The sequence below is a fragment of the Pseudofrankia sp. DC12 genome (assembly GCF_000966285.1).
Taxonomy (GTDB): Bacteria; Actinomycetota; Actinomycetes; order Frankiales; family Frankiaceae; genus Pseudofrankia.
In genome coordinates this window covers 5,466,878-5,492,643 of the sequence record NZ_KQ031391.1, presented here as the reverse complement: position 1 = coordinate 5,492,643, position 25,766 = coordinate 5,466,878, and the positions used below count along the sequence as shown (strand labels likewise).

Here is a 25,766-nt window from a genome sequence, read left to right as displayed (position 1 = left end):
TCCAATCTGTTGCCTAAGTCGCTCGGATGCGTGCGGCCGCGAGCCCGCACCCAGGGCATGACGCCCCCGGGAGCGCCGTCCTGGCGTGGCGGGGCTGCCCGGAGGGCCGCTCCTGGCGGTGACGGAGGGCCACACCGGCCGCCTTGGCGATGGTGGCTACCACAGCGCGTCCAGGGCGCGCAGGACCGCCGGGCGGTCGTAGCCGGCCGTCGGCATCGTCGCGGCCTTCGCGTACCGGACGAGTCCGGCCCGGTCGACCAGGACCGTGCCGGACCGCTGCACGGCCCCGAACATCGCGCGCGGTAGGCCGACCGCCTCGTGGGGGCTGCCATGCGCCCCGGTCACGACCGGGAACGGCAGGCGCTGCCAGGCTGCCCACTCGCGGGCGGTCGGCAGCCCCTCCGGTACCGCCACCAGGATGCTGGCCCCGAGGGCGGCGTAGTCGTCGGCGTGCCGAGCCAGGTCGCGGACGTGCCGGACGCACACCGCGCAGGTCGCGGCGCGCATGAAGTACAGCAACACGTGCATGCGGATGAGTGTTCGCGACCAGCGCGGTCAGCGGCTCGACGTGGCCGTCCCGGGCGGCGGCGATCAGCTGCGCGCTGGCCCACTCGGCACCGCTCATGCCCCGCCCTCCCGTCCGGCTCGATGCGTACGACACCCCCATAAGAGTGGGCCCACGGCGAAAAGGATTCGCGAGGCCAAGACACAGGTTGACCAGCACGCTCCAGACGGCAAGGTCCCACGACGAACGCGGACACGACCCGCCAGCTCGGGCGCAGCGGCATCCAGGCCAGCGCGCGGCCCCGCGGGCGTTGACGACGCCCGCCGTCGCAGCCGGGCGGGTGCGCGCGCGGCCGCTAGAACAGGTAGCGCGCGAGACTGTCCGCGACACACACCTGATGGCCGGTGCCGCCAGTGGTGAGAGTGACCCGGAAGGTGGCCTGGAGGCCGCCGGGGACGTCGGCAACGTCGACGATCACCAGGCGGCCGAGGAAGGCGGCGCCGACCGGCAGTGCGGCCGGGAAGTACACCGGGCCGGTGCCGTAGTTGACACCCATCGCGAAGCCGCGGACGTCGACGAGCCGGGGCAGCACGTCGTTCACCAGCGACAGCAGCAGCAGCTTCGGCACCGCCCGACCGGTCGTCGGCCCGGCACAGGTCGACGGCGGGCCGGCCGGCCGGGCGGACCGGCCGGTGGCGGTCTCGAATGCCTCGACTCGGTCGGGGCCGACGAGCACCGGCCCGGCCGGGCCGAGCTCGCGGCCGACCGCCGCGCGCACCGCGTCCGCGCCGGTCAGGACGAGCGGCGCCGGCTCGCTCATCGGGACTCCGGCTGCCGCTGACGGCGCCGACTCGCTCATCCGGGCTCCGGCGCCACGGTGATCGGCCGCGCCGGCCGCAGCGGCGCGCCGGCACCGGGAGCCGCGAGCCGGTCGAGGACGGCGGCCGCCTCCGCGACGATCCGGCCGACCAGCTCGTCGACAGTCGGCAGATCGTCGATCAGGCCCACCACCTGGCCGGACGTCATCAGCCCGAGATCGTCGCGGCCCTCGACCATGGAGGCGCGCAACAGCATCGGGGTGTTGGCACTCATCAGCACCTGGCTCCAGGTCAGCCCGCCGTGGGAGCGCAGCGCCCGGCCCTCGCGCATCAGCCCGCGCCAGGTCGCGCCCGAGGCCCGGCGCAACGCGGCCGCGTTGCGGATCGCGCGCGGGAGCCGGGTGAGCGGACCGGCCGAGTTCAGCCCATCGACGAGCGGGGTCCGCAGCACCCGGTGCGGCACTCCGTCGACCCGCGTGGTGACGATCGTGCCGTCGACCCCGGCGGCCAGGTAGTGCGCCTTGACGGTGTCGGCGACCGTGCTGTCCGCGGTGAGCAGGAACCGGGTGCCCATCCCGATGCCGGCTGCGCCGTAGGCGAGCGCGGCGACGAGGCCGCGGCCGTCGAGGTAGCCGCCAGCGGCGATCACCGGGATGTCGACGGCGTCGACGACCTGCGGGACGAGCAGCGACGTCGGGACCGCGCCGGTGTGCCCGCCGCCCTCCGCGCCCTGGACGAGCAGCGCGTCGGCACCCCAGGACGCGACCTTCTCGGCGTGCCGGCGGGCCCCGACGGAGGGCATCGTCACGATCCCGGCCTCGCGCAGCCGGGCGAACAGGTCCTTGCGCGGCGCGAGCGCGAACGACGCGACGCGCACTCCTTCGGAGACCATGAGCGCGACCCGGTCCTCGACGTCCTCGGCGTCGGACCGCAGGTTGACGCCGAACGGCGCGTCGGTGCGTTCCTTCACCGTCCGGATGGCGGTGGCCAGCTCGTCGAGCGTCATCGTCGCCGAGCCGAGGATCCCCAGCCCGCCGGCGGCGGCGGTGGCCGCGGTCAGCCGGGCGCCGGACACCCACCCCATCCCGGTCTGGACGATCGGGTACCGCGCCCCGGTCAGCTGGGTGAACGCCGTCTCGAGGCGCGGGTCACCACTCACGCGGCCACCTCGCGGTAACGCAGGCCCCTGGGGTCGAGGAGGTCGAGCAGGTCCAGCTCGGCACGCGTCGGCGTCGGCGTCACCAGTACGGCCGCCTGGCCAGCAGCCGGCAGGACAAGCGGGAAACCGGTCGCGGCGAGGACCTCGTCGACGGTCACGCCCGGGTGCACGGAGGCCAGCCGCAGCCGGTTGTCGGGGCTCGCGAAGTCGAGGACGGCGAGGTCCGTGACCACCCGGCCCAGGCCGTGGAAGCGGACGGCGGACGGCCCGGCCGCGCGGGCCCGGTCGTAGCCGACGCCGCAGACGACGTCGACGCGCTCGACGAACACCCGCGGCCCGTGCCTGGGCACCCAGTAGCTGGTGCGGTGGTTGACGGTGTTGCCCGGGGCGCCACGGGTGCCGATGAGCTGGGCCCTCGGCCGGGCGTGCGGGCCGACCACGGAGATGTTCATGTTGCCGTAGGCGTCGAGCTGCGACGGGATCATGATGACGTGGCGGCGGCCGGCGGCCACGACGTCGAACACGGACCGGAACGGCAGCCAGCCCTCCACCACCGCGTCCGACGGTGGCGCGCCCAGCGGCGGCGTGTTGGCCAGAAGCATGGCCTCGCCGTCGGAGAGCAACAGCTCGGGGGCGAACAGCAGGCGGGCGAGCCGGGCCCCGAGCGTGGGCGCGGTCCCGAAGGCACTGGCGAGGATCTCGCCGGCGCCGCGGAAGGCCTCGGCACACGCCAGCGCGCAGACGTCGGCCCGGCGGGCCACCAGCCCGCCAGGTCCTTGCACCGGCCGCGCCGGGGCCGCGTCGGGCCGCGTCATCGAGCGGTCTCCTTCTCGCCCCTAAGCGGCCGCTGGGCCTGGACCGCGGCCTGGTACGCGGCCTCGTCGCCGGAGAGGTACCGCTCGTGGAAGGCGGCCCAGTCCGAGCCGCCGCCCGCCGCGGCCGCGTAGGCACGCTGGAACGCCTCGTCGCGGCCGTAGTCGGGCACGCAGCTGGTGAAGTGGGCGCCGTTCGGCGTCTCGACAACCGCGTCGACCATCATCCGGTTGATGCGCAACGCCTGGACCGGGGCTTCCTTCGTCAGCTGGGCGGTCTCGACCACCCGCTCGCAGGACAGCACCCGGTGGCGCGCGGCGAGGCAGAACAGGTCGTCGAAGTACGGGTCGGGGCCGAGGAACGCCGCGTTACCGGCGGCATCAGCCCGGTTGGCGTGCACGAACGTGACGTCGAGCGTAAGCGCCGGCACGGCGACGAGCTCCTCGCCGTCCGGGTAGGGCGACGTGACGGTCCGCAGGCCGGGGAAGGTCGTCGGGACGTCCGAGCCGAGGCCGGCCCGGATCGGCAGGAACGGGAGCCGGTGCGCGGCGGCGAGCAGGCCCCACTGCAGCATGCCCTCGTCCAGCTCGCGGAACTCGATCTCGCCGCGCTGACGGGCGGCGCGGAAGTGCGGCTCCAGCGCGATCGAGTCGAGCGAGACGAACCCGCTGACCAGCACGCGGATCTTCCCAGCGGCAGCGAGCAGGCCGACGTCGGGGCCGCCGTAGGTGACGACAGTCAGGTCGGTGGCCGGGCCGCGGGCGAGCGCCCGGATCAGGGCCATCGGCTTGCGGCGCGAGCCCCAGCCGCCGATGCCGACGGTCATCCCGCTCTCGACCGCCGCGACGGCGGCATTCATCGTCGTCAGCTTCGCACCCATCAACCGCCCCTCAGCCGAGCGTGCGGCCGGTGTCCGGACCGCACGGCGTACGTAACACAAGCGCTTGCTTGGTCGGGTAAGTTACCAGCCGTCGACGGCCACCGCGCGGAGATGACGGGCCGGCGGACCACGCGGCCACGGGCCGCGACGCAGCCGAGAGCGAAGGGGTGGCCGCACCGTGAGCGCAGGAGTGAGCGAGCGGAGCGGACGTCCGAGGCGGACCTACGAGATCGGCTTCGCCGATCCCGCAGGAACCCCGGAGGACAGCCGCGCCAAGAGCGAAGCGACGGAGCGAACTCGGGATGCCGTGAGCGAGGACGGGGTCTGTGCCGGACGGGTCGTGATCGTCACCGGCGCGGGGCGGGGCATCGGCCGGGCGCACGCGCTGGAGTTCGCCCGCCAGGGCGCCCGGGTGGTCGTCAACGACGTCGGGGTGGCCGCTGACGGCGCCGCCGCCGGCGAGCCCGTCGCGCAAGGCGTCGTCGAGGAGATCAGGGCCCTCGGCGGCGAGGCGGTCGCGAACACCGACGACGTCGCCGCCTGGGCCGGGGCCCAGGCACTGGTGCGCACCGCCCTGGACGCGTTCGGCCGGCTCGACGTGCTGGTCAACAACGCCGGCTTCGTGCGCGACCGGATGCTCGTCTCGATGACCGAGCCGGAGTGGGACGCGGTCGTGCGCGTCCACCTCAAGGGGCACGCGGCGCCGCTGCGGCACGCCGCCGCCTACTGGCGCGACGAGGCGAAGGCCGGGCGGCGCCCGGACGCCAGGATCATCAACACCAGCTCCGGCGCGGGCCTTCAGGGCAGCGTCGGACAGGGCAACTACGGCGCGGCGAAGGCCGGGATCGCCGCGCTGACGCTGATCGCCGCGACCGAGCTGGCCCGCTACGGGGTGACGGCGAACGCCATCGCGCCGTCGGCACGGACCCGGATGACCGAGGGCGTCTTCGACACGATGGCGCCGGTCGAGTCCGGCTTCGACGCGATGGACCCGGCGAATATCGCGCCGCTGGTGGTGTGGCTGGGCAGCGAGCGCTCCGCGCACGTCACCGGACAGGTCTTCGAGGTCGAGGGCGGGAAGCTCGCCGTCGCGAGCGGCTGGCGGCACGGGGTGCCGATCGACCGCGGCGCCCGCTGGGAGACGGCCCAGGTCGGGGCCGCCGTCGACAAGCTGCTCGCCACCGCTCCCCCGGCCGAACCGGTCTACGGCGCCTGACGCGCCGCCGCCAGGGAATGGGAGATCAGCCATGCTTTCTGTGCTGCGGTTCAACTTCGCGGTGCCCGGGCTCGACCGGGGCGGGCTCGCCGCGGCCTACCAGGCCGGCATCAAGATGGCCGGCTACGCCGACGCGGCCGGGATCCCGATGGTGTCGCTGGAGGAGCACCACGGCGCCGACAACGGCTGGAGCCCGGCGCCACTGGTCAACGCGGGCCTCATCCTCGGTGCGACGAAGCGGGTCCACGTCATCGTGCAGGCCCTGCTGGTGCCGTTGAGCGACCCGCTGCGGCTGGCCGAGCAGCTCGCGGTGCTCGACCTGGCCGGCCGGGGGCGCATCACCGCGGTCGCCGGCCTCGGCTACCGCCCTCTCGAGTACGCGGACGCGGGGCTGGACTGGTCGAGGCGTGGGGCCCTGATGGACGAGTCGCTGACCGCGGTGCTGGCCGCGTGGACCGGGGAGCCGTTCGAGTACCGCGGCCGGACGGTCCGGGTGACGCCACCACCGGCGAGCCCGCCCGCGCAGCTGCTGTGGGTCGGCGGCTCGGCGAAGGTCTCGGCGCGCCGGGCGGCCCGGCTGGGGCTGCCGTTGTGCCCGGCGAACAACCTGCCCGAGCTGGAGGCCTATTACTACGAGCAGTGCACCCAGCAGGGCACGTCCGGTTTCGTCGTGATGCCGCCGACCGAAACGGCGTTCGTGCACGTCGCCGAAGACCCTGACAAGGCGTGGGCGGAGCTCGGCGAGCACTTTCTCGCGGAGGCGACGCTGTATTCGTCCTGGCAGCCGGAGGGACAGACCTCGGCCGCGCATTCGCACGCGACGACCGTCAACGAGCTGCGTGCCGAGGGCCGCTACCGGATTCTGACGCCGGACGAATGCGTGCGGCGGGGACTGTCCGCCGGGCCCGGCGAGCTGGGGCCGGTGACCGTGCTGCATCCGCTGTGCGGCGGAATGCCGCCCGAGCGCGGCTGGGAAAGCCTGCGCCTCTTCGCCGAGAACGTGCTTCCCCGCGTCGCCGCCGAGGCCGCTCCCACTGGCTGACCGAGGCCGGCTACCGGCTGTAGAGGCGCCTTTGGGCCGAAGCCGGAGCGGTGAGCTTTTACACGCCCAGACTCGGGACCTTCTCCTCTCGCTTTTGGCCCGAAAGTCACACCGGGGCCTGCTCGTCGTGCTGGAGTTGTCAGCCAGCACGGGCTGACTGTTCGGAGCTGACCCGGCCCGCGAGCCGTGGGCGATTACAGTGCGTGTTGTCTCGCGTGGTCCTCCGGCTGCCCGCGATACGCGGTGCGGCCGGGACGGTACGCTCAAACCACCCCATGTTGGACGGCAATCCCCAGTTAACGGCCCCCGAACGCCCCCGCGGGCCGCGAATCTCCGGATCGTCATCACCGGCAGAAAGTCGGCGAGGCCAGCGAGCGAACGGGCCGGGAGGCGACTCCCCGGTGTGACGCGTCCGCTCGTGGCACACCGGCCGCACACCGGTCCGCGTGGAAAAAAAGCCCCGCACGACGAGGAGCATCCAGGCTGGTATGACGACGCGCGCTCGGGAACTCCTGAACCGGTCACGTGCGCTGCTGGGCGGCTCCCGCGAGGCGGCCGCGCAGCTGCTCGCGCCACCGCCCACCCGCTCGACGCCCGCGCGATCCGGCCGAACGCAGGCACCCGCGGGGTCGCGGGTGCCCGGCGCCCGCGCGGCGGCCACGCCCAGTCCGGCGGAGGAGGCCCTGTCGGCGATCTGCGCCGACCTCGCGCTGCGGGACCTCAACCTGGTCGACACGCTGCTCGCGCAGCTGGAGGAGATGGAGTCGCGCGAGGAGGACGCCGACCGACTGGCCGAGCTCTACCGACTCGACCACCTGGCCGCCCGGCTGCGCCGCAACGCCGAGAACCTGCGGGTGCTCGCCGGCCGGGACGCCGGCGAGCAGGGCTCCCAGACGTCCTCGCTGATCGACGTGATCCGCGGCGCGATGTCGTCGATCGACCACTACCAGCGGGTCACCGTCGGGCGGGTCGTCAACCTCGGGGTCGTCGGGTTCGCCGCCGAGGACGTCAGCCGCCTGCTCGCGGAGCTGCTCGACAACGCGACGAAGTCGTCCCCACCGCACTCGCCGGTCCGGGTCGGCGCCCACCTCACCGAGACCGGCAGCGCGCTGCTGCGGATCGAGGACGAGGGCATCGGGCTGCCGGCCGACCGGCTGCGCCAGATCAACCAGCGGCTCACGGCGGATCCCGTACTCGACGACGACGCGGTCCGGCACATGGGGCTCGCCGTGGTCCGCCGGCTCGCCACCCGGCACGGGATCAAGGTGTGGCTGGATCACCGGCATCCGCACGGCACCACCGGCTCGGTGCTGCTGCCTGCGCCGCTGGTCTGTGAGCTGCCGGACGCCGGCTGGTCCGGCCTGCAGACCGTGTCGGTGCCGGCGGGCACCGACAGTCCCGGCCGGTCCGGCGACGTCGAGGACGTCCAGGCGACCACCCCGCTGAACGGGCATGCCGGCTCCCGGCCCACCGCCGTGAGCACGCGAAACGCCGGGCGACCGGCCGCCCGGCGCGCCGAGCCGGCGCCGGCCAGCCCGCCGCCGCCGGCAGCGGCGTCGGCGGGTACCACCGCCAGCGGACTGCCACGCCGGGTTTCGCACAGCCTGCGGGACACGTACGGGGACGCCATCGGCGCGCGTGCCGGGGCGGGATCACCCGAGGGCGCGGCCGAGGCCGCCGACCCGACGGTCGGCCACAGGAAACTACTGGCGGATCTGGGCGCGTTCTCCGAAGGCGAGCGCGCCGCCCGCGACGAGCGAGCGGACTGAGGACCCCACGTGACGCAGGAGCACAACGGCCACCCCGAAACCGACTTCACCTGGCTGATCGACGACTTCGTCCGCAAGGTGCACGGTGTCACCCACGCGCTGATCATGTCCTCGGACGGGCTCTCGCTGACCTCGTCCCAGGAGATGACCACCGAGGAGGCAGAGCGGCTCGCCGCCATCGCCAGCGGGATGCTCAGCCTCGCCCGCAACAGCGCGGCCCTGTTCGGCAAGGGAACCTGCGAACAGATCATCGTGCGGCTCTCGCAGGGGTACTTCCTGTTCATGGGGATCGACGCCGGCGCGGGCCTGGCGGTGCTCACCAGCCCCGACTGCGACATGAAGGTCGTCGCCTACGAGATGACCCAGTTCGTCATGCACGCCGGGCACGCCCTGACGCCCGAGCTGCGTGCCGACCTGCGGCGGGTGCTGGTCGGGCGCCGGCCCAGTGACTGAGCCCCGGCCGGCCGCTCGCGTCGAGACGACCAGAGGATCGTGATGGTGCCGCAGGTGAGCAAGGGAAAGGAGCCGCAGGTGGACGAGCCGCGCGGCAAGCCGGCGCACCAGGCTCGCAGCAAGCGGGTCCGGCCCTATGCGCTGACGGGCGGGCGCACCCGGTCTCGCTATCACCTGCTGGTCGAGACGCTGGTGTCCGTCCCACGCTACGACCCGATGCTGAGCGAGGCGCTCATGCCGGAGTCGAAGGCGCTCTACGAACGGGCCCGGGGGCAGATGTCGATCGCCGAGCTGTCCGCGTTGCTTTCCATTCCGCTCGGGGTGGTTCGTGTGCTGATCAGCGACCTGGCAACACAGGGCGCCGTGCTCATCCATCCAACGGCACACGCGTTCCGGGACGACCGCAACGTGCTGGAGCGAATCCTGCGTGGCCTGCGGGAACTTCCCGTCTGAGAAGCACCGGACGGATCACCGGAGTACCGTTTCCTGTTATCTCCCGGGCCGGTCCGGGCACTGTGTGAGAGCTACTTCGAGACCCACGCCAGGAAATCAGGCGCCATGAAACTAGGAACACGGACGTGAGCCCTGCCGAGATGAGCCAGCGCAACGGGTCGTACCAGGGTGGCCAGCCAGCCGACGGCGGTTCCGCCGGCCCGCTCACCATCTCGGCGAAGATCGTCGTCGCGGGTGGGTTCGGCGTCGGGAAGACCACCTTCGTCGGCTCGGTGTCCGAGGTGCCGCCCATCAACACCGAGGCGTGGATGACCGAGGCCAGCGAGCGCGTCGACGACCTGCCGCCGAACGGCAAGCTGACGACCACCGTCGCGATGGACTTCGGCCGGATCACGCTGTACTCGGATCTCGTGCTGTACCTGTTCGGCACGCCGGGGCAGGCGCGGTTCTGGTTCATGTGGGACGACCTGTCGCGCGGCGCGCTGGGCGCCATCGTCCTGGTGGACACCCGCCGGATCGACCAGTCATTCGCGGCGATCAACTATTTCGAGAACGACGCCGACGTGCCCTTCATCGTCGCTGTGAACCGATTCGACGGAGAGCTCTGGCACGACCTGGACGAAGTGCGCGACGCACTGGCTCTCAGGCCGGGAACACCGCTGGTCACCTGTGACGCCCGCGATCCGGCGTCCACTGTGCAAACCCTGCGTGAGCTCGTGCTGTACACGTTGTCGCTGACCGAGACGCCGGAGCTAAGAAAGGCACGAACACATGCGTAAAGTGCTGGTCGTTGGGGCTGGCCAGTCCGGGCTGCAGCTTGCCCTGATGCTCCAGGAACATGAATACGACGTCACCGTGATGTCGGCGCGGACGCCGGAGGAGATCCGCGGCGGGCGGGTCATGTCGACGCAGGCGATGTTCCACACCTCGCTGCAGCACGAGCGTGACCACCAGCTGAACCTCTGGGAGTCCGACGCCGTCAAGATCGAGGGCCTCGGCGTCTCCGTGCTGGCCCCGGATGGCAGCCGGGCGCTGGACTTCTTCGGCAGGCTCGACCACTACTGCCAGTCCATCGACCAGCGGGTGAAGATGGCCGGCTGGATCGAGCTGTTCGAACAGCGCGGCGGGAAGCTCATCATCCACGGCGTCACCACCGGCGACCTGGACTCCCTGACCAACCACTACGACCTCGTCGTCGTCGCGGCGGGCAAGGGCGAGCTGGTCGGGCTGTTCGACCGGAACCCGGAGCGCTCGCCGTTCACCGCCCCGCAGCGCGCGCTGTCGCTGGCGTACGTGCACGGCCTCGCGCCGCGCCCGGAGCACCCGGACAACCCGGGGGTCCGGTTCAACATCGCCCCCGGCGCCGGCGAGCTGTTCGTGATCCCGTCGTACACGCTGAGCGGGAACTGCGACATCCTGTTCTTCGAGGGCGTCCCCGGCGGGCCGCTGGACGTCTTCGCCGACCAGCCCGACCCCGATGAGCACCTGCGCCGGCTGCTGGAGCTGGTGAAGACGTACGTGCCGTGGGAGTACGAGCGCTGCGCGGACGTGGAGCTCACCGACGCGCGGGCGACCCTCGCCGGCGGGTACACCCCGGTGGTCCGCCAGCCGGTCGGCGAGCTGCCGTCGGGTGGCATCGTGCTCGGCATGGCCGACGTCGTCGTCGCCAACGACCCGATCACCGGGCAGGGCTCGAACAACGCCGCCAAGTGCGCGGTCTCCTACCTGGACAGCATCCTGGCTCACGGCGACAAGCCGTTCGACCGGGAATGGATGACCGCCGCGTTCGAGACCTACTGGTCCTACGCCCAGTTCGTCACCACCTGGACCAACGCGCTGCTCGGGCCGCCACCGGAGCACGTCCTGCAGATCCTCGGCACCGCGCAGGCCAAGGACGCGGTCGCCCGCCGGTTCGTCAACGGCTTCGACAACCCGCCGGACTACTTCGAGTGGTTCATGGACCCGGCGAAGACGGCCGCCTACCTCGCGACGGTCTGAGCCCCACCAGCCATCATCCGGCGGCCCCGCGCTCCAGGCGCGGGGCCGCCTGAATCCTGCGTCGGCCCAGTCCTACGCCGTGATCACGAGACTGGGCCAGCTCGTAACCACGGCGTAGGAGTGGACTGACGTTCCCTGGCGGGACGGCGACGGGGTCTCCCCGGCACGCCCTTCGCGCGGATCAGTGGCTGGGCACGTCGCAGGCGCCGCTGGTGCCGCGTCCGACGAGGTTCGCCGCTTCCGGCGTCCCCATGACCGCTGTTTCAACCCTCCGATGGTCGTAACCGGTTCTGTTTCGTAGCCACGAGGACCCTGCTGGCCAATTCGGGAGAGCCTCGGTGATCTAGAAGAGGCGCCCAGACATACGCCGCATAACGGACGCCGGAGCGACCGCTCGCCCCCTGATCGGCGGCCAGTCCCGGCCGAATCGTAGCTGCGTGTAAGTAGCTGCGTGTAATTGGCCAGCAGGATCCATGAGAGGACCAGAACAGCGTCAGGGCGGCGGGCAGACGTTGACCGCCGCCGCCAGGTCCCAGGGCCCGAGGTCACTTCGGGGCCGGCGACGCGGACCGGGGCGCCAGCAGCGGCCCGATCTTGCTCAGGAGCGGCCCGAGCGTGCTCGACAGCGGCGCGAGCTTGGCCATCAACGCGGAGCCGAGCGTGTCGAGTGACGGAGCGCCCACCCCGCCGCCGGCCATCGAGTTCAGCATCGGCTGGAAGATCGGGCCGAGCGCGGGCTTGACTACGTCGAGCAGGCTGACCCCGACGTCCGCGCCGGGCCACTCGGCCGCCCCGGGGTCGAGCAGGCCCAGCCACGGGTCGTTCGCCGCGTAGGTGACCAGCGGCGGCAGCACGTTCGGCCACATCGCATGGATGATCAGCGCGAGCTGGGCCGCGCTCAGCCCGGTGAAGAGCCCGCGCACGGCGGTGCGCGGGGCCAGCGCGGCCGGGACGTGCGCGGTCACCTCCACGGCGCCGAACCACGGGAAGACCGCGATCCGGTACTGCGGCCTGGAGTACAGCAGGCCAGGCGTGCCCGGTGGGATGGCCTCCCAGGAGCCGTCGCCGGGCACCAGGTGCCCGACCCCCGGCAGGTACGGCGCCAGCTCGTACGTCGGCCCCACATGGGCGATCTCGGCGATCGCGGTCCTGATGTTCACCTGGCCGTCAAGTGTGTGAATCCCGTAGGCCTGCAGACGCCCGACCGTGTATAGCTCGCCCGGTCCGGCGGGCACCTGGTCGAGCGCGGCGACGAGCGGCCCGGTGCTCAGGAAGCCGGGGACGTCGAGCGTGCCGAGCGGGATGGTCTCCCGTTCCAGCCCAATCGGCCCGAACGGCGGCAGCCGCCCCGCGTCGGACGCGACCGGCACCGGCACGCCCACTCCCAACGGAAGCGTCACCCCGGACGGCAGCCTCGCCCCCAACGGCAGTGCCACCCCGGACGGCAGTGCCACCGCCGGAGTCGCCGCCGACGCCGGTGGGCCGACCAGTCCCGCGGCGCCGACGCAGCCGGCCGCGGCCAGCGTGACCACGAGGGAACGGATGACCCCAAGCCGGCCACGTCGACTACTCATAGTAACCATCGGTCGGCAGGCTAACGGTCCCGGGCCAGCTGGCCCCGCTACCACACCCCGGCGTGGCGCGCCCGTGGACCATCCGGCCAGCGGGCACGCCCCGTTCTCGTCAGACCGGAGTCGCCACCACACAAGCCTGCCACGGCCCCGTCACCGCCGCTCCCGCCGGGGCAGAACCGGCGCGTCCCGTCCGGTACCGACCGTCCCACCGCCGGACCTTTTCTCCTCGTGATATTCCTCTTCGACGTTGACGGTCCAGACGTCATGACGGGTGCCGTCGAGGATGTTCTCGACCGTCAGCATCGCCGTCAGCATGGAATGGTCGGCGTTGTTGTACCGGTGCATGCCGTTGCGGCCGACCGGGTGAACGTTCGGGACGTTCTCGGCGAGCCATTCACGCATGATCTCGACGTTGCGCCGATAGAACTGGTCGTAGGTCGGGTAGGCCTTCGGCACACGGACGACGTAGCCTCGTTCTACCGCGCCAGGGCGCACCAGGCCCAGCATCTCCAGTTCGCGCGTCGCGAGCGCGACCAGGTCTCCATCGGGGCTGGACCACATGTCGTCGCCCTCGAAGACGAAGAACTCCAGGCCCAGGCAGGTCCGCCCCTCCTTGACCAGGTAGGGCGACCAGGAGCCGTAGTTCTGAATGCGACCGACCCGCACGCCCGGGTCGTGGATGTAGATCCAGTTGTCCGGGAAGCTGAACTCCGCCGGCACGACGAGGGCGACGGTCAGGTAGTCGCGGTAGCGCAGGTCCTTCGCCGCCTCGACGACCTCCGGCGGCGCCGGTGGGTCCAGGCTCAGTACCAGGGTCGACAGCGGCGTCGAGGAGATCACCTGGTCGGCCGGCACGCGGGTTCGGCCGCCGTCTCCCGAGCGGACGGTGACCGCCGTGGCCCGGCCACCCGCGTGGTGCACCGCGGTGACGGAGGTGTTCATCGTGACCGTGCCCCCCATCTTCTCGACCTTGTCGCGGCAGGTCTCCCACATCATTCCGGGGCCGAATTTCGGATAGTGGAACTCCTCGATCAGGCTGGTGATGTCCTTCTGGTTCCGCCTCGGCAACACGGCGTTGACGATCGCGGACGACAGTGAGAGGTTCTTGACCCGCTGCGCGGCCCAGTCCGCCGGCATCTCGATGACCGGGATTCCCCAGAGCTTCTCGGTGTACGTTTTGAAGAACGTGCGGTAAAGCCGCCACCCGAAACGCGCGACCAGCCAGGCCTCGTAGTTGCTCTGGTCCCTGGGAGGCCGCAGCCTCGCGCGGGCGTAGGACCCGATGGCGAGCGCCGCCTGCCCCGGCCCGAGATTGCGCAACGCGTTCATCGCCCGCAGCGGGTAGTCGTAGAGCTTTCCCTGGTAGTAGATCCGGCTCATCCGGGGCCGGAGCAGGAAATCCTCGGCCGGCAGGATCTCGTGCCACAGCGCGTCGACGGCGGCGACCTTGGTGAAGAACCGGTGGCCGCCGATGTCGAACCGCCAGCCGTCGCGTTCGACGGTCCGGCTGATGCCGCCGACCACGTCGTCGGCCTCGAACACCGTGACGGCCGCGGCGCGGGCGGCCAACTGGAAGGCGGCGGTCAGGCCGGCGGGACCGGCGCCGATGACCACCGTGTGCGGAACCTGGGGGGAACTCACGTCTCCCTCTCCTTGGTCGAGGACGAAGGGCGACCAGACGGACACACCTGTCCATAAATCTAGACAGTGAAGTCTAAAATTCTGGGCGCGTGAGTCCAGGAGAGTACCCTGTGCCGGTGACCACGGGCGCGGGGGGTTCAGACGCGACGGGGGTCGTCACGACGCCAGGCCGTGGCCGGCAGGCGAAACGCGACGCGATCATGGGGGCCGCGTTCGAGGTCTTCGCGCGGCAGGGCTACGCCGCGACCAGCCTCGACGACATCGCCTCCGCCACCCCGGTCTCCCGCCAGACGCTCTACAACCACTTCGGCGACAAGGAGACCCTGTTCCTCGCCGTCGTGGACGACCGGATCACGGTGAACCTCGAGGCGCTACGCGGCGCGACGCACGCCTTCCCCGACCGGCTCGACGGCGTCGACGACGCGGCCCGTTACCTGGTCGAGCTGGCGGGCCGGATCACCGAGGTCTTCGCGAGCCCGGACACCGCGTCGCTGCGGCTGCTCGTACAGACCGAGGCCCCCCGCCACCCGAAGCTGCTGGCGCTATGGCAGAAGCGCGTGGCGACGCCGGTCTGGCCCGCGCTCATCGGCTGCCTGGCCCGCCTCGCCCATGCCGGCGCGCTGTCCATCGACGACCCGGCCCGCGCGGCCGGTCAGTTCGTCACCCTGGTCACCGGAGCCTCGTGGCAGATGACCGAGCTCGGCACCTTCGCCCTCGCCGCACCCCCAGCCTTCGGCTCCCCGGAACTCGACACGGCGATCCGCGCCAACGTGGACCTCTTCGTCCGCGCCTACGCCCCGGCGGCCCAACCAATGCCGACCACCGGCCGAACGCCGGGCTAGGCGCGTGGCGGGCGGCCAGTTCCGGCTTGGGGAGCCTCGCGCGAGGCCGAAATCCGTACCCAACTGGCGATCAACGGCCCGCGTCTCCGCTCCGGCGCTCGATGATCGCGGACTTGGTATGGAAACTGGCAGCCCATGCCCGATTTGCGACATCTCTCCATACGTAGTTCGCGATCATGGCCAGTCAACTGGCTCGAACCGGCCGAAGATCCCCGTCTGGGTATGCGATCTGGCTGCGGCACAGGCCACGGTCATCCGAGCGGCGATCAGGTCGTAGGGACCGCTCTCGCGTTTCGCTGCCGGACCTGACCGGACGCGTAGCCGAACACGACTGGACGTGGTGAGACCCGTGACCGGGCACCTCGCCGGGCGCTACGGGTGCTGGCTGCTGACGGAGACGACCTCGCCGGTCAGATAGGTGGAGTAGTCGCTGGCCAGGAAGGCGATGACGGTCGCGACCTCCCAGGGCTCGGCGGGACGACCGAACGCCTCCCGGCTGGCGAGCTCGGCGAGGAAGTCCGGGTCGCTGACCTTCGCCAGGAACGGGTGCATGGCGAGGCTCGGCGCCACGGCGTTCACCCGGACCCCGTAGGGCGCGGCCTCCATCGCGGCGCACCTGGTCAGCGCCATCACGCCGGCCTTGGCCGCGGCGTAGTGAGCCTGGCCGGCCTGCGCCCGCCAGCCGACCACGGAGGCGTTGTTGACGATCACCCCGGCGCCGGCCGGCAGCATTCGGCGCAGCGCGGCCCTCGTCGCCCGCATGGTGCCGGTGAGCGTCACGTCGAGGACGGTCGCCCACTGCTCGTCGGTCATCTCGGTGAGCGGCACATCGCCGCCCAGGCCCGCGTTGTTGACCAGGACGTCGAGCCGACCGTGGGTGGCGTGGACGGCGTCGAACAGTGCGCCGACCTGCTCCTCGCTGCGCACGTCGCACGCGACGGCGAGCGGCTCCTCACCGGCGATGTCCTTGAGCCTGGCCGCGGCCTCGCCGAGGCGTCGGACGTGATGGTCGGAGACGACCACCGTCGCCCCCTCCAGCGCCGCCCGCCAGGCGGTCGCGAACCCGATGCCGGTTCCCGCGGCGGCCGTCACCAGCACGACCTTGCCGCGCAGCAGGTCCCGCCCGGGCGGCGGCTCGGGCGCGGCCAGCACAACCGGCGGCGCGGCGGGGCTCCTGGTCAGCTTCGGGTCAGGCACGCGGCAGCCCCAGCGTTCGCTCGGCGATGATGTTGCGCTGGATCTCGCTCGACCCGGCGTAGATCGTGTCGGCCCGGCTGAACAGGAACAGCGACTGCTCGGGCCGCAGCTCGTACGGCTCGCCCTCGACGAGCATGCCGGCGGCGCCGAGCACGTCCATCGCCAGCTCGCCGAGCTGCTGGTGCCAGGTGGACCAGTAGAGCTTGCCGATCGACGCCGCCGGGCCAGGCGGGGTGTCGGCCGCCGAGTCGGCGAGCGTCCGCAGCGCGGTGAACCGCATGATCTCGACCCCGATCCAGGCCCGGACGAGCCGGTCGCGCAGGTCGGGCCGTTCCCAGGCGCCGTTGCTCCTGGCCAGCGCGATCACCCGCTCCAGTTCGCGCTTGAAGCCGATCTGCTGGCCGACAGTGAACGTGCCGCGCTCGAAGCCGAGGGTGGCCATCCCGACCGTCCAGCCATCCCCCTCGGCTCCGACCAGGTTCACCGCGTCGGTGCGGGCATCGTCGAAGAAGACCTCGTTGAACTCCGAGGTCCCGGTCATCGAGACGATCGGGCGGATGTCGATGCCGGGCTGGCGCATCGGTACGAGCAGGTAGGACAGGCCCTTGTGACGCTGCGAGCCGGGCTCGGTGCGGACCAGGGCGAAGCCCCAGTCGGACTGGTGGGCCAGCGACGACCAGACCTTCTGGCCGTTGATCACGAAGTTGTCGCCGTCGCGGTGCGCGCGGGTCTTGAGCCCGGCGAGGTCGGATCCGGCGCCGGGCTCGGAGTACAGCTGGCACCACAGGGCCGCGCCGGCGCGGATCGGCGGCAGGAACCGGCGACGCTGGTCGTCGGTGCCGAACGCAATCAGCGTCGGGCCGACCATGCCGTCGCCGATCAGCCCGACCCGGGCCGGCGCGTCGGCTCGGGCGTACTCCTCGTGGAAGACCACCTGGTCGGCCAGCGAAAGCTCACGCCCGCCGTAGGCCTTCGGCCAGCTCAGACAGGTCCAGCCGGCCGCGGCGAGGTGCCGCTCCCAGGCTGCCCGCAGCTCGAAGGCCTCGTGCTCGCGCCCTGGGCCGCCCAGCCCGCGCGCCGCCCCGAACTCGCCGGTCAGGGCGTCCGCGAGCCAGCCCCGCACCTCGGCCCGGAACCCGGCCGACTCGCCAGCCTCACCCCGGCCGGCGGCTGTCCTGGCGGCCGCGGGCCGCACCGTCGACACCACGACAGCCAGGCTAGCCGCTCACCCAAGCTAGCGCTTGGTTTTGGTCTCCGGTCCAGCCCTGTCACGGCCGAGTCCGCGTCGCCGCGCGGCCTGTGGATCGCAGGTTCGGCGTCGGAGCGCGGTCGGAGCCGGACCAGGACCACCTCCGAAAACGGCGACCAGTGCCCGCTGGTGCGGCCGGGCCGGTACCGGCTACGCGGGCCGGGCGCGGATGCCGTCGAAGACGGTCGCGAGGAAATGCTCGGCCAGCTCGCCCGGTGCCAGCCGCCCATCCGGGCGATACCAGTGCACGGACACCCAGATCGCGTCCCGCAGGAACCGGTGGGTGAGCTTCGGGTCGAGGTCCGCACGCAGCTCACCGGCGGCGATCCCGGCCCGCAGGGCGTCCAGCCACAGCCGCTGGCTGGCCTCCTCGGAGGTGCGCAGGTAGCCGAACCGCGGCAGCGTCGCGAGGTAGCCGCGCTCGTTCTGGAAGACGGTGACGGCGGCCCGGTGCCGCGCGATCGCCGCGAACGCCGACCGGACCAGTGCGGCGATCGTGTCGGTCGCCGGCGCCGGGACAGCCGCGATCGCGGCGTACTCGGCCTGCAGCTCGGTGAGGAAGCTCGACAGCAGCTCATCGATGATCGACTCCTTGGAGTCGAAATGGTGGTACAGGCTGCCGGAGAGCATGCCGGCGGCGTCGGCGATCTCGCGGACCGTGGTGGCCCGGTACCCGCGCTCGGCGAACAGCCCGGCGGCGATCTCGACGATGGCCGCCCGCCGCTCCGACTCCCCCGCGGCGGTCGGCCGCCCGAGACGGCCGCCACGGCCCGGCCCGCCGGCGCGGGTTGACGAGGTGCTCACGGCAGGATTATCGCCTGTCAACCAAGCGCTTGGTCGGGCGGATCGCCGGGCCGCCCGCAGCGGGCGCCGATCCAGGCCCGGTTCAGGGGCCAGCCTAGGGAGAAGGTGCGCGAATCGTGCCCGAGCGGGTGCGCGGCGTCCGCCACATGCCGGCGCGGTCCGGCCTCGACGCGCCGTAGCCACCCCACCCCTCGCATAGAGGTCGCCGGGGTCCGTATGGTCATAGGCGTGGTATCCGATGCCGACGCAAACGCGGACGATGCCCGTGACGACCGCCTGGGTGGGACCGGCCTGCTGGACGGGGCCCTCACCGAGGCCGGCGCCTACGGCGCTGACGACCTCGACGACCACGCCGGAGCGATGACCGGAGTGGGGCTGGCCGCCGCCGCTGGACGCGGCCGGCGCCGGTCACCGGGGTCCCTGGAGGCCGAGATTCTCACGGTGCTGCACACCGCGCGCCGCGAGCTCTCGCCCGCACAGGTACGGGAGCGGCTCAACGGCGGCCCCGCGCTGTCCTACAGCGCCGTCGTGACGACGCTCACCCGGCTGCATGGCAAGGGCGTCGTGACGCGCCGACGAGCCGGTCGCGCGTTCCTCTATGTCGCGAAGTCCGACGCCGCGAGCCTGGTCGCCTGGCGGATGAACCGGCTGCTCGACGAGCAGGCCGACCACCGCCCAGCGCTGACCCACTTCGTCGCCGCCCTCTCGCCTGGCGACGAGGCGCTGATCCGTCAGCTGCTCGCCGAAGGGTCGTCCGACCGCGGCAACGCCCCAGACCGAGGCTGGGACGGCGCGGCTCGACCTCCTGACGCCCGAGACGGGCGGCGCGGGCACGGTTCAGGCTTCGGCGGCATACCGGCCGGACACTGAATGGTCCGCGAGCTGGTCCTGTGCGCGCTCGTCGCGCCGCTGCTGGGCACGCTCGTGATGCGGCTGCTCGCCGACCGGGTGGCGGCCGGAGTCGCCGTCGTGGCGTTCACCGTGTCAGCCTGCCTGCTGGCACTCGCCACGGCGCTGGTGCTGTTCGCCAGCGGCATCCACACGACGACGGCGATCGTGAAGACAGGCAAGCGCGGCTGGACCACCGAGGCGTGGGCCGACGCCGGCCGAGACGCGTGGCTGTCCGGTCCGTTCGCGATCGTCGCGATCGTCGCGGCGGTATCCGCGATCCGCGCCTTCCACCGGCAGCGGGCGGCCCTGCGGGCCGCCGAGGACGAGGCCGCGGCGCTGCCAGGTGAGGACCTCGTGGTCGTCGTGCCCGGCACGGCGCCGGACGCGTTCACGCTGCCCGGCGTTCGCGGCCGGATCGTGGTCACCGAGGCGCTGCGGGACGCGTTGAGCAGCGACGAGCTCAAGGTCGTGCTGGCGCACGAGCGGGCACACCTCGCCTGTCACCACCACCGCTACGTCGACGCGGCCCGGCTCGCCGCCGCCGGCCAGCCACTGCTGCGCCCGGTCGCCCGGCTGGTCGAGTACGGCGTCGAGCGCTGGGCCGACGAACGGGCCGCGCTCGAGATCGGGGACCGGGCTCTGGTCGCCCGGACCATCGGTGCCGTCGCGCTGGCCACCGCCGCCGCTGGCTCGGCGGCCCCGGCCCGGTCGGCGTCCGCGTCACCGTCCTCCGGGAAGCCGGCCCCGGCCCGGCGGCTGTCGGCCCGAGCGGCCGCGCCGGCGCCCGGCGCCTCCTGGTGCCCGACGCACCAGTCCGGCCGTCATCCGGTCGAGCCGCACGCGCTGCGGATCACCTCGCCCGCCTGGCTGGTCGACCGCCCGCGGCGCACCCCCAGCAGGTGGCGGCCCCGTTACGCCCGGCTGCGCCCGGCTCAGCCCGGCCCGGTCCCGCGCCGCGTCAGCGCCCTGCTGCGGCCGCTGCCGAGCAGCAGGCACCGGATGCTGGTCACCATCCCCGCGATCCTGTCGCTGAGCTCCTGCCTGTGGGCCGGCAACATCGTTTACGACGTCCACACCCCGTTGCGGATCGCCCTGACCGTCGAGGACCAGTTCGGGCCCTGAGCCACGCGGGTCCAGACCGGCCCGCGACGGACCACTCGGCGACGCGCTAGTCCGCGACGGCGCGCTCGGCCAGGACGCTGGTCGGGGTGAGACGGACCAGAAGCTCGCCGGGCACGCCGTTGCGGCGGCCGAACTCCTCGGCTCGGTCCGCGCCCATGTAGCGCCCGCCGATCACCGCGGCCCACCGGCGCACCTCGGCGAGATCCTCCGAGAGCGTCACAGTGCCGTTGACGATCACGAACGCGTAGGGCGGCGTGTCGTCGTCGACGCACAGGCTCGCCCGACCGTCCCGGCGCAGGTTGCGTCCCTTGACCGTGTCGGCGCCGGTGTTGAAGAGGATGTCCTCCCTGTCGAGCACGAACCAGATCGGGGCCAGATGCGGCCGCCCGTCCGCCCGCACCGTCGCGAGCTTCCCGGTCCGCGTCCCGGCCCCCGCGAACGCCTGCCACTCTCCCGCACCCATCGCAACCATGCCCCCACCCTGCCACGGCCGGCGCGCCCACCGACAACCCGAGCGGCCTGACCGCCAGCTCGGCGCGGGCGCTCCGGCTCAGGTCGGCGGGTGTTCGCGGTCGAACAGGATGCGCGCGAGCCAGAAGCGCAGGAACGCGGCCATCGAGTAGCGCACGAACAGCGCGGCGCCCACGACGGTCACGGAGACGCCGACCGTGCCGAGCACGACCGCGTCCCGCTGCTGCAGCGGGTTCGTCGTCGAGTGCGACAGGAAGTAGGCGACGATCCCGAGCACCGGCCCCAGCACGAGCAGCAGGGCGCCGGCGCGCAGCAACAGCCCGTCGAGGCGGCCTCGCGGGTCACGGATGCGCAGTGTCGCCATCTCCGCGCGGAACGCCTCGGCCCGGCTCCCCGGCCCGGGGCCGGCGGGACCGGTGCCGCCGACCTGGGCGGCGTCGCCCCCGGTGCCAGGCGGGCCGGCCACGGCGGTCGGGGTGCTGGTGGTCTCGGTCGTCACGATCTCACCTCGTCGATCGTCGTGGTGGCCCGGCGGGCGGGCCTTCGTGTGGTCACGGCGGGTGGCCGTCCGGGGCGTCTCATGGCGCGGCGGCGCGCGGGGCCGCCACGCCGGAGTCGTCAGGCGGGCGCTGGCCGAGCAGGTAGGCGCTCGACAGCCGGCCCGCGATCTCGGCGGGCGGGCCGGCCACGGCGACCCGTCCCTCGACCAGCACCGCGGCGATGTCGGCGACCGCCAGGACCGTCGCCGCGAACTGCTCGACCACGATGATCGTCACGTTCTCGGCGGCGACAGCCCGCACGGTCTCGTACAGCTCGGCCACGACCCGGGGTGCGAGTCCCATCGACAGCTCGTCGAGCAGCAGCACCGCTGGCTCGGCCACGATCGCCCGGGCCAGGGCGAGCATCTGCTGCTCGCCGCCGCTCATCGTGCCGGCCGGCTGGTGCAGCCGCTGGCCGAGCCGCGGGAACCGCGCGACCGCCCGCTCCTCCACCTCGGCCACCGACATCCCGGCCCGCCGGTGCGTCATCATCCGCAGGTTCTCCCGGACCGTGAGACTCGGGAACACGCCCCGCCCCTCCGGGATCAGGCACAGCCCGCGGCGGGCGAGGTCGACCGGGTCCGCGCCCGTGACCCGCCGCCCGCCGAGCACGACGTCGCCGCCGGCGCACGGGTGCAGGCCGGCCAGCACCCGCAGCAGCGTCGACTTGCCGGCCCCGTTCGGACCGAGGATCGCCAGCACCTGACCCGCCCGGACGGAGAGGTCCACGCCGTGGAGGACCTCGACCCGGCCGTAGCCGGCCCGCAGCCCGCGGACCTCGACGAGCGGCGCTCCAGGAGCAGCGGCCGGCGCCACGTCCGGCGCGTCCACGGGCCGGCGCTGCCGCAGCCCGGCGATCATCGCGGCTCCCCGGCGGCGTGCCCGGCCGGCGCGGCCAGCCCCGTGAGCGTCAGCCCGTCGGCTGGGCCGCCCGGCTCGGGAACGGTGCCGAGATAGGCCTCGCGCACGCGCGGGTCGGCCCGCACGCCGGCCGGGTCACCCTCGGCCATCAGGCTGCCGAAGTCCAGCACGTACAAGTGTGCGCACACGCCCATGACCAGCGTCATGTCGTGCTCGACGAGCAGGATCGCCAGGCCCTCGTCGGCGAGGTCGCCGAGCAGGTCGCCGAAAGCGGCCGTCTCCGCCTCGTCCTGCCCGCTCGCGGGCTCGTCGAGCAGCAGCACCCGGGGCCGGACGGCCAGCGCCCTGGCGAGCTCGAGGCGCCGGCCCTGCCCGGTCGGCAGGGTGTCGGCCCGCCGGTCGGCCATCGCGGCCAGGCCGACCCGGTCGAGCAGGGCACGCGGGTCGACCGTGCCGGGACCGCGCTGCCATGCCACGCCGGTCCGCGAGTGGCGGCCCGGCATGCGGCGGCGCAGCCTGGCCGCGAGCTGCACGTTCTCCAGCACGGTGAGCTGGCCGAACAGCTCCAGGATCTGGAAGGTCCTGGCCATGCCCCGCCGGGCCCGCCGGTAGGGAGCGAGGCCGGTGACGTCCTCGCCGTCGAGCAGCACCTGCCCCGAGCTGGGAGTGAGCAGGCCGGTCAGGACGTTGAACAGGCTGGTCTTCCCCGCACCGTTCGGCCCGATCAGCCCGGTGACCCGGCCGGCCTCGACCCCGAGGCTGACCCCGTTCAGCGCCACGTGCCCGCCGTAGCGAACCGTCACGTCGCGGACCTCAAGCAACACCAACGCGGACCTCCCGCGGCAGACCGGGATCGACGGTGTCCAGCGCGAGCCGGGCGTCGAGCACGTCGAGGTCGGCCCGGCTCACCGGCGCGTCGAAGCCGAGCCACTCCAGCGGGCCCGACAGCCCGGCGTCCGGCCCCTCGGCCGGCGCCCGGGCGCTGACGGCGGCCAGCGCCGGGTTCGGCGCGGCCGCCGCCCAGGAGCCGCCGACGACGGCCCGCGCGACCAGCGGCGCCGCGGCCGCGACCACCGCGACGACCACGAGGAACAGCCCGCCGGTGACCAGGTGGGCCAGCTCCAGCGCCCAGAACGCGGCCACGACGCCGACCGCGCCGACGAGCACGACGGGCGCCCGGCGCACCGGCTCGTAGGCGGGCCGCAGCACCGAGGGGATCAGGCCGTTCGGGTTGGCGGCCAGCGCGAGCGCGGCCAGTCCGGTGACGGTCGCGGTGACCCTGCCCGCCGAGTCCCCGGCGGCGCTGCTGACGGCGGCGCTGCCGAGCAGCACGCCGGCGGCCAGCCCGCTGCCGATCGAGCTCACCCCGCCGACCACGACGAGCAGCAGCAGCGTCAGCCCGGTGAAGAAGCTGAACGCGTCCGCGGTGGTCGAGCGCACCGCCGAGGCGTAGACACCGCCGCCGAGCCCGGCGATCGCGGCCGAGAGGGTGAACACGACCAACGTCGTCAGCCGGACGTTCATCCCGAGCGTGGCCGACGCCGCCGGGCTCTCCTTGACCGCGATCAGCCGCTGGCCGAGCTCGCTGCGCCGCACCGCGATGACGACGAGGGCCGCGGCGACGAACAGCACCGCGCCGGTGAAGAAGAACGCCTTCGAGGAGTCGGTGTGGAAGGACCCGAGCCGGAACCGGTCGACGGACAGCGTGCCGCCCTCGAAGAAGTCGAAGCGGTGGCCGGCGACGGTGAACGACGGCAGCTGGAAGATCCAGTTGTCCAGTGTGACGGCGAACGCGCCGGTCAGCAGCGCCAGGTAGATCCCGGACAGCCGCAGCGCCGGCAGTGAGACGACGGCGCCGACGACGGCCGCGACGGCGGCGGCCAGCAGCAGGGCCGCCGGATCGCCGCCGTGCCCGGCGTGCGCGACGACCGCGCCGCCGATCCCGGCGAAGCTCAGCTGGCACAGCGAGATGCGGCCCGCGTAGCCGACCAGTGGCACCATCGACAGGCCGACGATCGCGAGCCCCCACATCGAGGTGGAGGCGAACAGGTCGGCCGGGCGCATCGTCGTCGCGGCGATCAGCGCGGCGAACAGGACCGCGGTGCAGAACCACAGCCCACCGGCCCAGGTCGGCGTCGGGGTGATCTCCCGGACGGCCAGCGACGGCCGGCCGCGCAGCCGGGAGGCCCGCAGCACCAGCAACGCCACCAGCAGCACCAGGACCGGCACCACCGGCAGCACGCCGCGCAGGTACTGCTGGCCGTAGCTGATCTTCGGCAGGTAGCCGACGGCGAAGTCGGACAGCAGCCCGACGACGAGCGCGCCGGCGAACGTCATCGGAAGGCTGCGCAGCCTCCCGATGACGGCGGCCGCGTAGGCGTTGACGATGAGCAGCGTGAGCGGGATGGCCGACATGGTCAGCTTGGGCGCGATCAGGATGCCGGCGAGCGCCGCCAGTGCGGTGCCGATCATCCAGGCCAGCCGCGCCGACGTCCGCGGCCGGGCACCGTTCAGCGTCGCGAGCGCCGGGTCGTCGACCCGGGCCCGCATCGCGATGCCGGCCCGGCTGCGGTGCAGCAACAGCCACAGCGCGCCGGCGACCGCCGCCGCGACCAGCAGGACGATCAGATCGTTGTACGGCACCTGGATGTCGCCGAGATGGACGCCCCGGCCGGCGAACAGCTCCCGCGAGCCGCGGAACTCGCTGGGGTCCCAGATCCACTGGTCGACCGAGACCAGGACGACGAGCACCGCCACGGTGACGACCAGCCTGGTGGTCTCGGGGGCGCCGGCGAGCCGGCGCATCACCACCCGTTCCAGCAGCAGCCCGAACAGCGGGGCGGCTACGCAGACGCAGAGCAGCAGCGCCACCGGTGTCGGCCAGCCCCAGCCGTAGCGCAACTGCCAGTAGACGAACGCGGCGAGCATGCCGGTCGCGCCGTGGGCGATGTTGAACACGCCGGTGGTGACGTAGGTGAGGGTCAGCCCGGACGCGCTGATCGCGTAGATCCCGGCCGTCGTCAGGCCACTGATCGTGAAGACCAGGAACTCGTGCATGCGCCGACCTCCCGTCTCCTCTGTCGGCCGGCCGCAGCCCGCTCGGACGATCCCGGCCGTCGATCATTGTGGCCTACGCCACAGCCACACGTGAAGACATAGAACACATTCTCAATCGATCATGCAACGTTTTCACGGGCGGGCTAATCGCAACCAGGGCGACGGCGAGTGGCCGGACGCAACCACGAAACCGACCCCAGATCAACTCTGACCACCGACATTCACACCGCGGGGCCGTAAGCGCCGGGAGGGCGCGCCGGACCTCCCAGATCGCCGACCTCCCAGATCGCTTCCGTCGATCCGGGAGGGACCCCGAGGCGGAGCGCCCCGCGGTCGCTCCGCGTCCGTTCGGGGCGCTCACCCTAGAACCTGTTCTTATTTTGCGGTAGAACAGCAACACGTTCTCGTCGCG

At 72.8% G+C, this 25,766-nt stretch carries 25 protein-coding genes; 10 read left to right on the top strand and 15 right to left on the bottom strand.

All coding sequences use genetic code 11. From position 1 onward, the window contains the following. Window positions 1-156: 156 nt before the first annotated feature. The 5 genes from FRADC12_RS22105 to FRADC12_RS22085 all read right to left on the bottom strand — a co-directional run bounded on the left by FRADC12_RS22105 (window position 157) and on the right by FRADC12_RS22085 (window position 4,175). The gene (locus tag FRADC12_RS22105) at window positions 157-528 is read right to left on the bottom strand and encodes a peroxiredoxin family protein (protein WP_052711086.1); all 372 of its coding nucleotides are present in this window, start codon (window positions 526-528) and stop codon (window positions 157-159) included. Window positions 529-860: 332 nt separating this feature from the next. Then, window positions 861-1,325, bottom strand: coding sequence for a hotdog family protein (locus FRADC12_RS22100; protein WP_045880028.1), 465 nt, complete (start codon window positions 1,323-1,325; stop codon window positions 861-863). Window positions 1,326-1,360: 35 nt separating this feature from the next. Continuing rightward, window positions 1,361-2,482, bottom strand: a complete 1,122-nt coding sequence (locus FRADC12_RS22095) for an NAD(P)H-dependent flavin oxidoreductase (protein WP_045878072.1) — start codon at window positions 2,480-2,482, stop codon at window positions 1,361-1,363. Beyond that, window positions 2,479-3,297 (bottom strand): CoA-transferase subunit beta, encoded by an 819-nt coding sequence (locus FRADC12_RS22090; protein ID WP_198153003.1) that lies wholly within the window; start codon window positions 3,295-3,297, stop codon window positions 2,479-2,481. Before FRADC12_RS22090 ends, FRADC12_RS22095 begins: the two co-directional genes overlap by 4 nt. Beyond that, window positions 3,294-4,175 (bottom strand): CoA transferase subunit A, encoded by an 882-nt coding sequence (locus FRADC12_RS22085; RefSeq protein WP_045878071.1) that lies wholly within the window; start codon window positions 4,173-4,175, stop codon window positions 3,294-3,296. Before FRADC12_RS22085 ends, FRADC12_RS22090 begins: the two co-directional genes overlap by 4 nt. A 307-nt stretch (window positions 4,176-4,482) precedes the next feature. On the opposite strand from FRADC12_RS22085, the gene FRADC12_RS22080 reads away from it, so the two are divergent. The 7 genes from FRADC12_RS22080 (at window position 4,483) to FRADC12_RS22050 (ending at window position 11,106) form a co-directional block, all read left to right on the top strand. Continuing rightward, complete coding sequence (locus tag FRADC12_RS22080; protein WP_045880026.1) at window positions 4,483-5,391, top strand: SDR family oxidoreductase; 909 nt, start codon at window positions 4,483-4,485, stop codon at window positions 5,389-5,391. A 31-nt stretch (window positions 5,392-5,422) separates the two neighbouring features. Next, entirely contained in the window at window positions 5,423-6,433 is a 1,011-nt protein-coding gene (locus tag FRADC12_RS22075) for an LLM class flavin-dependent oxidoreductase (protein ID WP_045878070.1), read from the top strand. Between the two features lie 488 nt (window positions 6,434-6,921). Then, a complete protein-coding gene (locus tag FRADC12_RS22070) occupies window positions 6,922-8,202 on the top strand; it encodes a sensor histidine kinase (protein WP_045878069.1) in 1,281 nt (426 codons plus the stop codon). A 9-nt stretch (window positions 8,203-8,211) separates the two neighbouring features. After that, complete coding sequence (locus FRADC12_RS22065; protein WP_045878068.1) at window positions 8,212-8,655, top strand: roadblock/LC7 domain-containing protein; 444 nt, start codon at window positions 8,212-8,214, stop codon at window positions 8,653-8,655. 42 nt (window positions 8,656-8,697) lie between these two features. Next, complete coding sequence (locus tag FRADC12_RS22060; protein WP_045878067.1) at window positions 8,698-9,108, top strand: DUF742 domain-containing protein; 411 nt, start codon at window positions 8,698-8,700, stop codon at window positions 9,106-9,108. Window positions 9,109-9,248: 140 nt separating this feature from the next. Continuing rightward, the gene (locus FRADC12_RS22055; RefSeq protein WP_198153155.1) at window positions 9,249-9,887 is read left to right on the top strand and encodes a GTP-binding protein; all 639 of its coding nucleotides are present in this window, start codon (window positions 9,249-9,251) and stop codon (window positions 9,885-9,887) included. Continuing rightward, the gene (locus FRADC12_RS22050) at window positions 9,880-11,106 is read left to right on the top strand and encodes a styrene monooxygenase/indole monooxygenase family protein (RefSeq protein WP_045878066.1); all 1,227 of its coding nucleotides are present in this window, start codon (window positions 9,880-9,882) and stop codon (window positions 11,104-11,106) included. The genes FRADC12_RS22055 and FRADC12_RS22050 overlap by 8 nt, the downstream gene beginning before the upstream one ends. Before the next feature lie 545 nt (window positions 11,107-11,651). Here FRADC12_RS22050 and FRADC12_RS22045 read toward each other — a convergent pair. After that, window positions 11,652-12,680 carry a hypothetical protein gene (locus FRADC12_RS22045; RefSeq protein WP_232303962.1) on the bottom strand — a complete coding sequence of 343 codons (1,029 nt, stop codon included), beginning with the start codon at window positions 12,678-12,680 and terminating at the stop codon, window positions 11,652-11,654. Between the two features lie 150 nt (window positions 12,681-12,830). Beyond that, window positions 12,831-14,321 carry an NAD(P)/FAD-dependent oxidoreductase gene (locus FRADC12_RS22040; RefSeq protein ID WP_045878064.1) on the bottom strand — a complete coding sequence of 497 codons (1,491 nt, stop codon included), beginning with the start codon at window positions 14,319-14,321 and terminating at the stop codon, window positions 12,831-12,833. Between the two features lie 110 nt (window positions 14,322-14,431). On the opposite strand from FRADC12_RS22040, the gene FRADC12_RS22035 reads away from it, so the two are divergent. Then, window positions 14,432-15,163: a TetR/AcrR family transcriptional regulator gene (locus FRADC12_RS22035; RefSeq protein ID WP_084011102.1), complete on the top strand. Its 732-nt coding sequence runs from the start codon at window positions 14,432-14,434 to the stop codon at window positions 15,161-15,163. 372 nt (window positions 15,164-15,535) lie between these two features. Here FRADC12_RS22035 and FRADC12_RS22030 read toward each other — a convergent pair whose 3' ends face one another. The 3 genes from FRADC12_RS22030 to FRADC12_RS22020 form a co-directional block, all read right to left on the bottom strand. After that, a complete protein-coding gene (locus tag FRADC12_RS22030; protein ID WP_198153002.1) occupies window positions 15,536-16,360 on the bottom strand; it encodes an SDR family oxidoreductase in 825 nt (274 codons plus the stop codon). Further along, complete coding sequence (locus FRADC12_RS22025) at window positions 16,353-17,567, bottom strand: acyl-CoA dehydrogenase family protein (protein WP_232303961.1); 1,215 nt, start codon at window positions 17,565-17,567, stop codon at window positions 16,353-16,355. Before FRADC12_RS22025 ends, FRADC12_RS22030 begins: the two co-directional genes overlap by 8 nt. A gap of 192 nt (window positions 17,568-17,759) precedes the next feature. Beyond that, window positions 17,760-18,413, bottom strand: coding sequence for a TetR/AcrR family transcriptional regulator (locus tag FRADC12_RS22020; RefSeq protein WP_052711085.1), 654 nt, complete (start codon window positions 18,411-18,413; stop codon window positions 17,760-17,762). Between the two features lie 228 nt (window positions 18,414-18,641). On the opposite strand from FRADC12_RS22020, the gene FRADC12_RS22015 reads away from it, so the two are divergent. Then, entirely contained in the window at window positions 18,642-19,283 is a 642-nt protein-coding gene (locus FRADC12_RS22015) for a BlaI/MecI/CopY family transcriptional regulator (RefSeq protein ID WP_232303960.1), read from the top strand. Continuing rightward, window positions 19,284-20,426 (top strand): M56 family metallopeptidase, encoded by a 1,143-nt coding sequence (locus FRADC12_RS22010; RefSeq protein ID WP_045878062.1) that lies wholly within the window; start codon window positions 19,284-19,286, stop codon window positions 20,424-20,426. A 46-nt stretch (window positions 20,427-20,472) separates the two neighbouring features. Here FRADC12_RS22010 and FRADC12_RS22005 read toward each other — a convergent pair whose 3' ends face one another. The 5 genes from FRADC12_RS22005 to FRADC12_RS21985 all read right to left on the bottom strand — a co-directional run bounded on the left by FRADC12_RS22005 (window position 20,473) and on the right by FRADC12_RS21985 (window position 25,354). Next, the gene (locus FRADC12_RS22005; protein WP_045878061.1) at window positions 20,473-20,898 is read right to left on the bottom strand and encodes a PPOX class F420-dependent oxidoreductase; all 426 of its coding nucleotides are present in this window, start codon (window positions 20,896-20,898) and stop codon (window positions 20,473-20,475) included. Between the two features lie 78 nt (window positions 20,899-20,976). After that, window positions 20,977-21,396 (bottom strand): hypothetical protein, encoded by a 420-nt coding sequence (locus tag FRADC12_RS22000; RefSeq protein WP_052711083.1) that lies wholly within the window; start codon window positions 21,394-21,396, stop codon window positions 20,977-20,979. Window positions 21,397-21,475: 79 nt separating this feature from the next. Then, on the bottom strand, window positions 21,476-22,297 hold the full coding sequence (locus FRADC12_RS21995) for an ABC transporter ATP-binding protein (protein WP_084011101.1): 822 nt from the start codon (window positions 22,295-22,297) through the stop codon (window positions 21,476-21,478). After that, window positions 22,294-23,124, bottom strand: a complete 831-nt coding sequence (locus FRADC12_RS21990; protein WP_045878060.1) for an ABC transporter ATP-binding protein — start codon at window positions 23,122-23,124, stop codon at window positions 22,294-22,296. Before FRADC12_RS21990 ends, FRADC12_RS21995 begins: the two co-directional genes overlap by 4 nt. Continuing rightward, window positions 23,111-25,354, bottom strand: coding sequence for a branched-chain amino acid ABC transporter permease (locus FRADC12_RS21985; protein ID WP_045878059.1), 2,244 nt, complete (start codon window positions 25,352-25,354; stop codon window positions 23,111-23,113). The genes FRADC12_RS21990 and FRADC12_RS21985 overlap by 14 nt, the downstream gene beginning before the upstream one ends. Between the last annotated feature and the right edge of the window lie 412 nt (window positions 25,355-25,766).